The organism is Haloferax namakaokahaiae (assembly GCF_042663225.1).
Taxonomy (GTDB): Archaea; Halobacteriota; Halobacteria; order Halobacteriales; family Haloferacaceae; genus Haloferax; species Haloferax namakaokahaiae.
Genome location: NZ_JBHTAA010000005.1, coordinates 67,625 through 79,559 on the forward strand (window position 1 = coordinate 67,625; position 11,935 = coordinate 79,559).

Genomic DNA, 11,935 nt, shown 5'->3' on the forward strand with positions numbered 1-11,935 from the left:
TGAGGTGAAAAAAGCTCGCCCGGGTTACGCTTCCGAAGGGTGCTCGACAGAGCGCATCAGTTCGAGGATGTTGTCCTCCTCGCCGTCGAGTTGCTGTGGATACACACCCACGGCGATGATGAAGTCACCTTCGTGGCGAACCTTCGTCACGTGGACGTACACGTCGATTTGCTGACCTTCGACGCGCGCAGTCGCGCTGTACTTCGTCACGTTCGCCGTCTGCCCCAGCATCTGGACGTTCCGCGAACTCACCTGTTCGACGTTGCTCAGCCCCTGATAGCGGCTTCTGACGAGACCGACCAGTTGGTCGTTAGAGTAGTCGCCGATGGGATTGAGCGTCTGCCCAGCGATTTCGACCGCAGGCGTCGAGATGACGCTGAACACGCCGAGTTTCGCCTCGCCGAACAGACCGAGGTCCATCTTCTTCTCGTAGGTCGTCAGGTGGTTGCTGGCGACGACGCGCCGCTCCTGACCGGCGACGTCGAACGAGCGATTGATTTCGAGTTCTTGGGTTCCGTTCGTGCTGTACCCTGCGTTCGACGCAACCGAGGCGTCGGCCGTCGCCGGTTCGGATTCGAACGAGAGCGCCTCGTCGCCGGTGAGGACGCCGAGACACCCACTCGTCACGACGAGTGCGACGACGGCGAGCGTCGCAACAAGGCGTTTGGGAGACATTGGCCGACTTCTCTCGTGTGACGGCATAAGTTCGGTGGCTTTCGGATGGCCCGCTCCTCGCTCTCGTCGGTCACTCGGTGTCGGTTTCGTCGGTCTCGACAGCCGACGCCGAGTCACCAGCGATGCTGTCTTCAGCCTCGGTCGCCGAAGTCCGGGCCTCCTTCTCGCGGCGAATCACCCGACCGCTGTACACGTAGTAGATTGGTGCGACGAAGGGGAGGGCGAACGCCGCGCCGAACCAGAGATGCCGCGAGGCACCCCACGTCACGCCCTGCCGTCGGAGCGACTTGATGTCGGCGCGGATGAGTCCGGCGTAGAAGAGGTGGGTGACGAACACGACCATGAACGCCGGTTCGGGACCGAGAAAGAGCGAGACGACGGCGAACAGTACGACACCAATCCCGTACAGCGTCGGCAGGATGCCGCGGTACTGCCCCGAGATATTGGCGCGCTTTTTCGCTCGCTCGCGCTCGACTGCCCGGCCACGCCGGTACTCGTCGGTACTCATACCTGCATCGTCACACCGTCGCGGAAAAAGCCGTTCGCTCCGAACCTGTCCCACTTCCAACCGAGGGACACCTTCAACCGAGGGCAATTCCAACCGGGGTACACCTTCAACCGGGCACACCTTCAGCCGAGGTACTTCACGCTCACTTCGTGCGGCCCGTCCGGCGTGTCGAGGGTGATGGCCGTTCGGAAGAACGACCGAATCGACTGTCGCCACGCCGCGACCGCCTGTGTGTGTAACGTGTGGTGTTCGTCCACGTCGTAGGGGTCGGGCCGTGTCTCGTCCACTTCGGGATACGTCGGCGCGTCGGCTTCGAGAAAGCGCGTTGGCTCGAAGTGGAGCGGTGCGGGGTCTGTGTAATCTTCGGACTCGCCACCGGCGACGTGAATTCGTGCTCGCATCCGGCCGTTGAACGGTGGCGTCACGCGGAGAACCACGGGGCGTCCGGCGCGCTGTGTGGCTTCGAGTGCCGACACGAGGTCGTCGGCCGTTACTGCAAGCGAACGGATCACCGTCGGACGTGGCGAACCCGGCCGTTCGTTCACTCGGCCGCCCGACGTCGGTTCGTCACCGAGTCGGGCCGAAGCTTGCCGTTACAGTCCGGACACGTTGCTCGATATGCACCGGGGCTGACCGTCGCCTGACAGTCACAACAGATGTACGATGCCCGTTCCATCGAACAATGGTTCGACACGACGCGTGTTAAACGTTATCATAAACCATATTTTCTGGGCGTTCGTCCGGCAGTCCGATTCTTTTTACCCGAATCGGCCGCAACCCCTCGGCATGACTGACGCATGGTTCGCTGGGGCGGACCCGACGAACCCATCGACTGGCGCGACGCGAGTCCGCGAGGGGCGAGCGGACGCCCCCGAGGACTGGCCCGCTGTCGCCGTCGAAACCGGGTTTGCCGACGACGAGACCGACTACTACGCGACACTCCGTGAGGCGACTCTCACCGCCGCGCGCGAGGCCGTCGCAGAACGAGAACGCGCCGACGACAAGCAACTCGCCCACGCCGTTCGGGCGATGGACGACGCCGAACGAACCGCGAACGAACTCGCAGAACGCGTGGTCGAGTGGGCCGGAACGCTCTACGAAGACGTACCGAGAGGTCTCGATGGCGTCCGCGACATCGCCGGGCGAACGCCCGAGACGGCCGCTGAAGAGCGCGTCGTCTCCTACGCGTCTCGTGCCGTGGACCTGCTCGACGAACGCGACGACCTGCGGACGTTCATCGAAGAACGCGCGCCCTCTGTCGCCCCGAACCTCTCGGAGATGGCCGGGCCGGTGCTCACCGCGCGACTCATCTCGCTGGCCGGTAGTCTCGAACGACTCGCAAAAGTGCCGAGCGGGACGGTGCAGGTACTCGGCGCGGAGGACGCGCTCTTCGCTCACCTCCGGGGTCACGCCTCGTCGCCCAAGCACGGCGTCATCTTCACGCACGAGTTCGTCCGCGGAACCCGGCCATCCGACCGCGGGTCCGCCGCTCGCGCCCTCGCCGGGAAACTCTCGCTATCGGCGCGTGTAGACCACTACTCGGGAGAGTACCGCGACGAGCTCCACGAGGAACTCGCCAAGCGTATGGATGCGATTCGTGCCCGTGCAGAAGACGAGGACGAAGACGCGGAGGACGACCAGTGACTGCCGACCTCGACCTTCTAGACGGCGTCGAACGCCGCTCATTCGACGGCAACGAGCGACTCGCAACGCGGGGCGAACCGGTCTACGGCGAACCGACGAAAGACGGCTGGCGCGTCTGGGACGCGGGTCGCTCGAAGCTCGGCGCGATGCTCGAACTCAGGATGGAAACCGGTCTCGAAGGCGGCGAAACCGTGCTCTATCTGGGTGCCGCGTCGGGAACGACCGTCTCGCACGTCGCCGACTTCTCGGGACCGACCTACGCCGTCGAGTTCGCGCCGCGCCCCGTCCGCGACCTCGTGGGCGTCGCTGAAGCCCGCGACAACCTCTTCCCGTTGCTGAAGGACGCCCGCGACCCCGCGTCCTACGCCCACGTCGTCGAATCCGACGTGGACTGCATCGTCATGGACGTTGCGACCCGCGGGCAAGCCGACGTTGCGAACCGAAACCGGCAGTTCTTGGCCGACGACGGACGCCTGCTGATGGCCGTCAAAGCTCGGAGCGAAGACGTGACCGCCGACCCGGACGACGTGTTCGACGACGTGCTCGACTCGCTCGAATCGAGCTACGAAATCCTCGAAACCACGCGACTCGACCGGTTCCACACCGACCACCTCGGTATCGTCGCCCGACCGAAGTAATCGTCTCTCCGTCGAACTCACCCGGCGAATCACTCCGTCGAACCTCTCTCGAACACTTCCTCACCCAATCCTTCGAACCTCTCGCGTGAGTTACATTCTCTCTCGCCGTCTTCACGACGTTTTTAATCGGGCGCATCCAACGCCGTTGCGATGGAACTAGGGTCGGCGGACGCCTTTGGCCGCATGGGAACACTCGGCGTCGAAGAGGAGTTCTACATCGTTGACGCCGACGGTCGGCCAACGTCCGGTATCGACGAACTCGTATACGGCGAAGAGCCACCGGAACCGCTCTCCGGGCGAATCGACCACGAACTGTTCAAGTTCACGATAGAGACACAGACGCCGCTCATCGAATCTCCGAAGGAGGTCGAATCGGCCATCACGTCGGTCCGCGAGGCGCTCGTCGAACACGCCGCCGACCACGACTTCCGTATCGCGGCGGCCGGACTCCACCCCGCCGCGAAGTGGCGCGAACTCGACCACGCGACCAAACCCCGCTATCAGGCCCAACTCGACCGCATCCAGTACCCGCAACACCGGAACACGACCGCCGGTCTCCACGTCCACGTCGGCGTGGACGACGCCGACAAGGCCGTCTGGATTTCGAACGAACTCCGCTGGTATCTCGCTCCCCTGCTCTCGCTCTCTGCCAACTCTCCCTTCTGGAACGGCTTCGACACCGGTCTCGCCTCCGCGCGCGCCAAGATATTCGAGAACCTTCCCAACACGGGCATGCCGACTGCCTTCGAAGACTTCGAAGCGTTCCAACGATTCGAGCGCCGGATGGTCGAACTCGGCTCTATCGACGACCGCGGCGAACTCTGGTACGACGTGCGCCCCCACACCGGCCACGGCACCGTCGAAGTCCGAACGCCCGACGCGCAGACTGACCCCGAACGCGTCGCCGCGTTCGTCGAATACGTCCACGCGCTCGTCCTCGACCTCGCCGACCGCTACGACGACGGCGAGGAGGGGACCGACATCCGCCGCGAACTCCTCGACGAGAACAAGTGGCGGGCGACGCGCTACGGCCGCGACGCGTCGTTCATCGCGCGCGACAGCGAGTCCGTCGTCAGCCTCGACTCCTTCGTCGAAACCGAGAGCGAGCGACTGGGCGTCGATGGCCTTCGGATGCTTTTCGACGCTGAATCCGGAACCGACATCCAGCGCCGCATTCACGACGAATCCGACCTCGACGCACTGTGTGAGCACCTGACGCTCGATTGAGTCACGCCAGCGATTGGCGTGCTCGACGTTACGGGAAACTTTTTTCCCTGACCAACTTTTGTCCTTTCCCGTAGCACAAATGCCTGCGAAACAGACTTCAGCGGAACCTACAGGGTCAGAGGGCGAGGAATCTACAAACGGCAGTACCGACGACGCCGTCCCCGAATTCGACGACGGACTCATCGACTTACTCGCGTGGCTACTGGACACCGAGACGCGGGCACGTATCTACGTCTACCTCCGCACGCACCCGAACTCCACCAGCGGCGAGGTTGCGGACGGAACCGGGCTATACCCGAGTACGGTCCGTGAGGCGCTCGCCGAACTCACCGACGAGGGGACCGTCGAGCGACAGAAGCGCAAGAGTACCGGCGCGGGCAACAACCCCTACGAGTACATCGCTATCCAGCCGAGCGAACTCGTCCACAACGCCGCCGGACAGGTCCAAGCGCAGTTGAACGCCGTGTTCAACCTCGACCGACATCTCGGGACCGACGGCTCCGAGGAGACAGAACCCGTCTCGATTACCGTCCGCGAGGAGTGACCCGAACCCGACCCGCTTAAGTTGCACCGCGACGACGGCGAGAACATGCACGTCGCGTTGGGCGGGACGTTCGACCCCGTCCACGATGGCCACCTCGCACTCTTTGAGGCCGCGTTCGAGATGGGCGACGTGACCGTCGGATTGACGAGTGACACACTCGCACCGAAAACACGTCACGTAGACCGCTACGTTCGCCCATTCGACGAGCGAAAAGCGGCGCTCGAAGCCGAACTCGAACCGCTCGCCGAGGAGTACGGCCGCGAGTTCGAAGTCAGGGAACTCGACGAACCCACAGGCATCGCCACCGAACCGGGGTTCGACGTTCTCATCGTCTCGCCCGAGACGCAGTCGGGCGGCGAGCAGGTCAACGAAATCCGCGCCGAGCGCGGACTCGACCCCCTCGAAATCAAAGTCGTCGACCACGTCTCCGCCGAAGACGGTGACCGTATCTCTTCGACTCGCATCGTCATGGGCGAAATCGACCGTCACGGCAACCTCACCCCCGATTCAGACGGACGCGGTCGATTCCCACCGGACGCCGACCGATAAGCGAGCAGAGTTTTGGACGTTGCGGGCGTACATCCGCACATGAATCACCCCCTCGCCGTGAGTTTCGCTATCGGTCTCGTGAGCGCTCTCGTCGTGGGTCTCGTCGTCACCGAGTACTTCACTCGGTGGGTGTTCTTCTCGCTGTTCATCGGCATTCCCGCCGGTCTCGTCGCGGGCGTCATCGCTATCGGCGTCTCGTTCGCCGTCTTCACCCGCCGGCAGAAACCGGAGGCCGCGGAGTAGGACTCACCAACTCGGCGGGCGGAATCCCGCCTCTCGAAGCAGGTCTTTCCAGCGCTGTTGGATACTGAGCCGAGACACGTCCATCGAGTTGGCGACGGCGGTTTGGGAGCGCTCTTCGCCCGCGATGAGCGCGCCGGCATAGAGACTCGCCGCGGCGACGGCTTTCTTCGAGCGGTCTTCGTCGGGGAGTTGCGTCAGAAAGAGGTCCGAGGCGTACGAGCGGGCCTCGCTTCCGAGTTCGAGACTGTCGGCGGCGGCGTTTATTTTGCCCAACCACTCTTCGTTGTCTCGTTGGTCTCGGGCGCTGTACATGGTCGGGGTTGTGTGTGAACTGCTATAATCCCCACGGCAGGAACGACACGTTAATAGGGGATTTCTGGTTAGTCGAAACTGCGCGTGGGTAGCCAAGTGGCCAACGGCGCAGCGCTTAGGACGCTGTGGTATAGACCTCCGCAGGTTCGAATCCTGTCCCACGCACTTTCTGTCTGAGCGACAGCGAAGACGAAAATCGTGACGAAGGATTCGAATCAGGGAGCAACTCGGAGAGTTGCGACCGCGGTTCGAATCCTTCTACGTAGCCTCGAATTCATCATACTTCGCACTTTTTGAATCGAATAGGAATATTGAAAGCCAGGACTGGCAACTCAGAATGAATATGTACTGAAACCTAATGTCAGAATTACTTTAATTCGTGCACGCTAGATAAACACTGTTCGTAAAGTGACAGTGAATATTGGTTTTTCGTAATCAACTAAAAATTAAAGTTGTTGAAAAGTTTTGTGGACAATATAGTATGACTGATGAACTTCAAATAGGTCCATTAGAGGAATATTCTGACTCGAAAAATGCGTTTGGCGTCGAAAAAAGCATAGCAAATCCTGTTGGGTTAGTATTACTCGTCTTCAGTGTTCCACTTGCCCTCTTTTTTAGCATTACTTTGGTCACTAGCCCATCAATGGAACATTTGATCACACTTCCTCTTTCGTATGCGTTTGTGATGTTTTCTATACTTTTCAGATATACAGAACGAGACATGATGGAATATAATAAAAATTCGCAGGAAATGGCTGATGAAGACCAACAAAACACGTCGAGGGGATCTATGGTATCAGTTTGTCGTGAGTGCCATGAGGAGGTTTCTCCAAACGTTAAGAGGTGTCCGAACTGTGGGTGGAAGCCGAAAAAACGAGGAGGCTTATGGTGGGGCGCAACTGCAGTAACAATCCTCTCACCAATTGGATGGGCATTAGGTGCAAAAGGAGCATCTGACAATTACAAAGCATCGAAAGGTGTCGCAAAAAAGGTCCAGGTTGAAAACGAAGACCAGCAAATGGAAACTGACCAGCAATATCCAAAAGGAGACCCAACTGAAACTCTCATCCGTCTCAATGAATTGAAAAATGAAGGGGTAATCACCCAGGATGAATTTGAAGAAAAGAAAATAGAATTGTTAAATAAAATTTAAAAACCGGTCACAAGGAGGTGTCAGATTGTGTGCATGAGGAACAGCCAAAACAACCCCGATACAAATGCAGCGAATTTTTCTTCGCTATGATTCCTGCCCTACACCCCAACTCCCCACCAACCTACAGTTCCCACGTCTGAGAACGCGACAGTTCACCAGAAAATTCGCCCCCTGAACCACCCCAATCTCGCATCCTGAGCGCTCACCCAACGAATACCAAATTAACGATGGTGAGAAACGCACGACACACGTCAGACACGACACAACCCTTTTTCTCATAGGGTGTGTGTGTCCACCAATGGCGGGGTTATCTGAATTATTGGGAGACATCGTGGCGGACGTGGATGGCCTGTTCATGTTCGCACCGAGCCACTCGCAGTATGAGCGGTTCGAAGATACGGACGTGCCGACAATCGTCGTCGCACCGGACAATACGGTCGAAGCGGAGACGTTCGTTGAACTCCCGTTGCAGTTCCAGAACGTCAAAGACCGCATCCGGTTCGGCATCGAGGGGGCGATGGAACAGAGCCTCGTGGAAGCGGGCGACACCGTCGCCTGCAACGTGGGCATCTTCGGCAGTGACCTCGATTCCGTGGTTCGCGTCCGCGTCGAGGAGAACATGCGCTCGGGTATCTACGACCTCTTTGCGAACTCGCGGGCCGACCCCGGCGTCATCCGCGACGTGTTCGAAGTCGCAATCGAACTGGGCAAGAAGGGCCAGAAGGGCGAACCCGTGGGCGCGCTGTTCGTCGTCGGCGACGCGGGCAAGGTGATGAACAAGTCGCGGCCGCTGTCGTACAACCCCTTCGAGAAGTCGCACGTCTACGTGGGCGACCCCATCGTGAACGTCATGCTCAAGGAGTTCTCCCGGCTGGACGGTGCGTTCGTCATCTCCGACTCGGGGAAAATCGTCTCCGCCTACCGCTACCTCGAACCCTCCGCAGAGGGCGTCGATATTCCGAAAGGACTCGGCGCACGCCACATGGCCGGCGGCGCAATCACCCGCGATACGAACGCCACCTCTATCGTGCTCTCGGAGTCTGACGGTCTCGTCCGTGCGTTCAAAGGCGGCAAGATAATTCTCGAAATCGACCCGGAGGATTACTGAGATGACTGGAGTCGGTATCTCCGTTCCGCTGCAGGCGACGAACGAACTCCTCGACCGACTCGTCCAGCTCGTCGGCCTTCGATTCGTCGCCGTCCTCATCGTCCTGTTCGTCGGACTCTTGGTCGCATACGCCGCGGGGTCTGTCGTCCAGGGCTTGCTCGTTCGCCTCGGACTTCCGGACGTTATCGAGGGGACGGCCTTCGAGCGCACCGCCCGCGACTTCGACACCTCCACGATAGAGATTCTCGCGTGGCTGACGCGCTACTTCGTCCTCGGCGTCGCAATCCTCGCGGCGCTCTCCATCGCGGGCGTCGATTACGTTGACCGATTTTGGAGTCTCTTTATCGCCATCTTGCCGCAGGTGTTCGTCGCCGCCGTCGTCCTCATCGTCGGCGTCGTCGTCGGCGACAAAGTCGAACTCATGGTCGCCGAACGCCTTCGTGCGGTCAAACTTCCGCAAGTCAACATCATCCCGCTCTTGGCGAAGTACACGGTGTTCTTTCTCGCCATCCTCGTCGCACTCTCGCAAATCGGTGTGGCGACGCTCGCGCTCGTCGTCCTCCTCGCGGCGTATCTCGCCGCCGTCATCGTACTGAGTGCGGTCGCCTTCCGCGACTTGCTCCGGTCCGGTGCCGCCGGGACGTACCTCCTTTTCACCCAACCGTACTCGATCGGTGACGAGGTCATCGTCGGCGACGTGGAGGGCGTCGTTCAGGAGTTAGACGTGTTCGTCACGCACATCGAGTCCGACGGCGAGGAGTACATCCTCCCCAACGCTCGCGTGTTCGAACACGGTGTCGGTCGTATTCGGTAGTCTCGGACGGATAGGCGGGAAAATTCTGATTAATAAATCTATCCCACCACAACAGTTTAGAAGTGTACCGTGGATTGTGTCATATCGAATTCCCTGAATACGATGACCGAACACCTCCCCGGATTGAACATCTCCTCCCCATCGCCCCGTGCTACAGACGCGGCTAAGACGCTCTTACGGGGGTTTCACTTTCAGGACCGAAGAGAGGACTGCCTGAAAGCACGCCAGTTCGACGCCGCACAGCAAGCAGCAACTCGTGCGATAGACCTCATGGGCCAGTCGTATCAGCTAGAGTTCCCGTCGGTCCCCGACACGAAGGCGTACGAGGCGGGCGAACTGTTCATGCGTGCGCTCTTTCTGCAGGACGAAATCGAAAACTGGGCCGACTTTTCATCCTGCCCCGAAGCCGACCTCCCCACAGAAGCTTTTGTGACCGCTGATACCGGCATCGCCGTCCGTAGCATCGACGCCGACCCGCGGTGGGACGACGTACGAAACCTGCTCGTCGAAGTGTGCCGACGGTTAGAGATGGACGAGGAGTTCGCAACACTCCAGACACGGTTCTGGTGGTACCACGGCCAGAAACGAACGGACTGGCAGACGATTGCATTCCGTGCCCACTGCATCAAAATTCGGCGGATGGTCCCGCGCGCCGACGACCGAACCGTCGCAAACCTCGCTCGGTACTTCGTCGCCGGTGTCGAGACCCACGACGAGTGGAACAGGGCCGACGTTGACCACGATATCTCGATGGCGCTCGACGTCGTTTCACGCTACTACGAGCAGATTTTCGACTTGATTTGAGCGCGGTGATACGCTACATATGTGTGACCGCTGAAAATAAGTAGGCTGCCTGTATTGGTACCGACAGTACCATGGGAACCACCGACCCGGAACTCTATCGTGAAGTCTTCCGGAGCACGGACATTCCCATGCTGATTGCGGATACGAACTTCGCGTTTCAGGATATCAACGACGCAGGCCTGTCGTTTCTCGACTACGAGTACGACGAGATTATCGGCGAATCGGTCGGCGTCGTCGCCGGCGACGAAGAGGTGTACTACGAAATCGTCGAGCACATGATTGCCGGCGAGACGTGGACCGGCGAGTTCACGGCCCGACGCAACGACGACCAGGTCGTCTACGGAAACGGCTTTGCGACGCCAATCGTCGTCGATGGCGAGGTCGAAGGCTTCGTCGCGTTCTTCCTCGATACGACGAAGCAGCGCCGATATCAGAACGCCGCGGAAGTGCTCAACCGACTCCTTCGCCACGACTTGCGAAACGAGTTGAACATCATCTACGGCTACACCCAGCAGGTTGCGACGAGAATCGATGACGAAAACGCGCTGAAGGAACTCGAAATCGTCCAAGACCGCGTGCTCGACCTCGTCCAGAAATCGCAACGAGCGCGCGACCTTCGAGAACTGCTCGAACGGTCGCACGACGCGTCGAATCGACCGGTTCGACTCGACGTCGTCCTCAAAAACCGCATCATCGATACGATGGTCGAGTTCCCCGACGCGGAGTTCGTCTTCGACGAGTTCCCCGAAGTACACGTCGTCGCGGACGACCTACTCGGGAACGCGCTCGAATGCGTCTTGGAGAACGCGGTCACCCACAACGACAAGGACGACCCAATCGTCGAAATCGAACTCGACTGTGACACCGAAGAAGACCGAGTCGTCGTCACGGTTACCGACAACGGTCCCGGCATCCCGGTCGAACAACGTGACCTCATCTTCGGCCGCGAAGAGTTCGACCAACTCCACCACGGAACCGGAATCAGCCTCTTTTTCGCGGACAACGTCGTCACGTCGTACAACGGCGACATCTGGGTCGAGAACGCAGACGACGACGGTGCGCGATTCTGTATCGCGCTCCGAGAACAGTCGCCGACCGACGAGTGAAGAGAACGAGACGCGCGTTAGACGAACCGAAACTCGCCTTCGGTTACGCCGTCTCTTCGGCGTCGGACATCGGCCAAGCGGGGACTCCGGCAACCGTCTCGCCGGGCGGCACGTCGCGCGTCACGAGTGAGTTCGCGGCCACCTGCGCGCCCGCACCGATGTGGACGCCCGGAAGAATCGTCGCCTTCGCGCCAATCATCGCTCGCTCGCCGACGACGACTTCGCCGGTTCGGTACTCGTCTTGGAGGAACTCGTGGCAGAGAATCACCGAGTCGTAGCCGACGATGGCGTGGTCTTCAATCGTGATTAACTCCGGCCAGAACACGTCGGGTGTCGCCTCTAACCCCCACGAGACACCCTCACCGACGGTGACACCAATCCGGCGCAGCGCCCAACTTCGAATCCTGAGCGACGGCGCGATTCGGGCGACGAGGACGAACACGTAGTTGAGCATCACTCGCCAGACGGGCTTCGCGTCGGTCCAGTACTGGAGCGAGTTGAGCGGACCGGGAGTCGGGTGGTGTTCGATTCGGTCGTGGCGAGTGGCGTCGTCAGTCACGGCTACCGATTGGCCCGGAAGAATAAAAGCGCCGGCGACCCGCGACTACTC

Annotated in this window: 15 protein-coding genes, 1 tRNA gene and 1 pseudogene; 12 read left to right on the forward strand and 5 right to left on the reverse strand. The window is 60.2% G+C overall.

The window, feature by feature from the left end; all coding sequences use genetic code 11:
- Positions 1-24: 24 nt before the first annotated feature.
- The 3 genes and pseudogenes from ACFQJC_RS07770 to ACFQJC_RS07780 all read right to left on the reverse strand — a co-directional run bounded on the left by ACFQJC_RS07770 (position 25) and on the right by ACFQJC_RS07780 (position 1,728).
- Positions 25-675, reverse strand: coding sequence for a DUF6517 family protein (locus ACFQJC_RS07770; protein WP_390222752.1), 651 nt, complete (start codon positions 673-675; stop codon positions 25-27).
- Positions 676-826: 151 nt separating this feature from the next.
- A pseudogene (locus tag ACFQJC_RS07775) lies at positions 827-1,183 on the reverse strand (hypothetical protein); the annotation flags it as partial.
- A 122-nt stretch (positions 1,184-1,305) separates the two neighbouring features.
- On the reverse strand, positions 1,306-1,728 hold the full coding sequence (locus ACFQJC_RS07780) for a DUF8009 family protein (protein WP_390222753.1): 423 nt from the start codon (positions 1,726-1,728) through the stop codon (positions 1,306-1,308).
- 241 nt (positions 1,729-1,969) lie between these two features.
- Here ACFQJC_RS07780 and ACFQJC_RS07785 point away from each other — a divergent pair, with 241 nt between their 5' ends.
- The 6 genes from ACFQJC_RS07785 (at position 1,970) to ACFQJC_RS07810 (ending at position 6,028) form a co-directional block, all read left to right on the forward strand.
- On the forward strand, positions 1,970-2,827 hold the full coding sequence (locus tag ACFQJC_RS07785) for an NOP5/NOP56 family protein (protein ID WP_390222754.1): 858 nt from the start codon (positions 1,970-1,972) through the stop codon (positions 2,825-2,827).
- Positions 2,824-3,465 (forward strand): fibrillarin-like rRNA/tRNA 2'-O-methyltransferase, encoded by a 642-nt coding sequence (locus ACFQJC_RS07790; RefSeq protein ID WP_390222755.1) that lies wholly within the window; start codon positions 2,824-2,826, stop codon positions 3,463-3,465. Before ACFQJC_RS07785 ends, ACFQJC_RS07790 begins: the two co-directional genes overlap by 4 nt.
- A 150-nt stretch (positions 3,466-3,615) precedes the next feature.
- The gene (locus tag ACFQJC_RS07795) at positions 3,616-4,692 is read left to right on the forward strand and encodes a glutamate--cysteine ligase (protein WP_390222756.1); all 1,077 of its coding nucleotides are present in this window, start codon (positions 3,616-3,618) and stop codon (positions 4,690-4,692) included.
- A 79-nt stretch (positions 4,693-4,771) separates the two neighbouring features.
- Positions 4,772-5,236: a helix-turn-helix domain-containing protein gene (locus ACFQJC_RS07800; RefSeq protein ID WP_390222757.1), complete on the forward strand. Its 465-nt coding sequence runs from the start codon at positions 4,772-4,774 to the stop codon at positions 5,234-5,236.
- Between the two features lie 45 nt (positions 5,237-5,281).
- Entirely contained in the window at positions 5,282-5,785 is a 504-nt protein-coding gene (locus tag ACFQJC_RS07805; protein ID WP_390222758.1) for a phosphopantetheine adenylyltransferase, read from the forward strand.
- Positions 5,786-5,824: 39 nt separating this feature from the next.
- Positions 5,825-6,028 carry a DUF8147 domain-containing protein gene (locus ACFQJC_RS07810; RefSeq protein ID WP_390222759.1) on the forward strand — a complete coding sequence of 68 codons (204 nt, stop codon included), beginning with the start codon at positions 5,825-5,827 and terminating at the stop codon, positions 6,026-6,028.
- Between the two features lie 3 nt (positions 6,029-6,031).
- Here ACFQJC_RS07810 and ACFQJC_RS07815 read toward each other — a convergent pair whose 3' ends face one another.
- Positions 6,032-6,340 (reverse strand): cyclin family protein, encoded by a 309-nt coding sequence (locus ACFQJC_RS07815; RefSeq protein ID WP_390222760.1) that lies wholly within the window; start codon positions 6,338-6,340, stop codon positions 6,032-6,034.
- Between the two features lie 82 nt (positions 6,341-6,422).
- Here ACFQJC_RS07815 and ACFQJC_RS07820 point away from each other — a divergent pair.
- The 6 genes from ACFQJC_RS07820 (at position 6,423) to ACFQJC_RS07845 (ending at position 11,325) form a co-directional block, all read left to right on the forward strand.
- Positions 6,423-6,505, forward strand: a tRNA-Leu gene (locus ACFQJC_RS07820).
- 316 nt (positions 6,506-6,821) lie between these two features.
- The gene (locus tag ACFQJC_RS07825) at positions 6,822-7,493 is read left to right on the forward strand and encodes an SHOCT domain-containing protein (protein WP_390222761.1); all 672 of its coding nucleotides are present in this window, start codon (positions 6,822-6,824) and stop codon (positions 7,491-7,493) included.
- A gap of 298 nt (positions 7,494-7,791) precedes the next feature.
- Entirely contained in the window at positions 7,792-8,601 is an 810-nt protein-coding gene (gene dacZ / locus ACFQJC_RS07830; RefSeq protein WP_390222762.1) for a diadenylate cyclase, read from the forward strand.
- Position 8,602: 1 nt separating this feature from the next.
- Positions 8,603-9,415, forward strand: a complete 813-nt coding sequence (locus ACFQJC_RS07835; protein WP_390222763.1) for a mechanosensitive ion channel domain-containing protein — start codon at positions 8,603-8,605, stop codon at positions 9,413-9,415.
- A 102-nt stretch (positions 9,416-9,517) separates the two neighbouring features.
- Positions 9,518-10,219 carry a hypothetical protein gene (locus ACFQJC_RS07840; RefSeq protein ID WP_390222764.1) on the forward strand — a complete coding sequence of 234 codons (702 nt, stop codon included), beginning with the start codon at positions 9,518-9,520 and terminating at the stop codon, positions 10,217-10,219.
- Positions 10,220-10,290: 71 nt separating this feature from the next.
- The gene (locus tag ACFQJC_RS07845; protein ID WP_390222765.1) at positions 10,291-11,325 is read left to right on the forward strand and encodes a sensor histidine kinase; all 1,035 of its coding nucleotides are present in this window, start codon (positions 10,291-10,293) and stop codon (positions 11,323-11,325) included.
- Positions 11,326-11,368: 43 nt separating this feature from the next.
- Here ACFQJC_RS07845 and ACFQJC_RS07850 read toward each other — a convergent pair whose 3' ends face one another.
- Positions 11,369-11,884, reverse strand: a complete 516-nt coding sequence (locus ACFQJC_RS07850; protein WP_390222766.1) for an acyltransferase — start codon at positions 11,882-11,884, stop codon at positions 11,369-11,371.
- Positions 11,885-11,935: the final 51 nt, after the last annotated feature.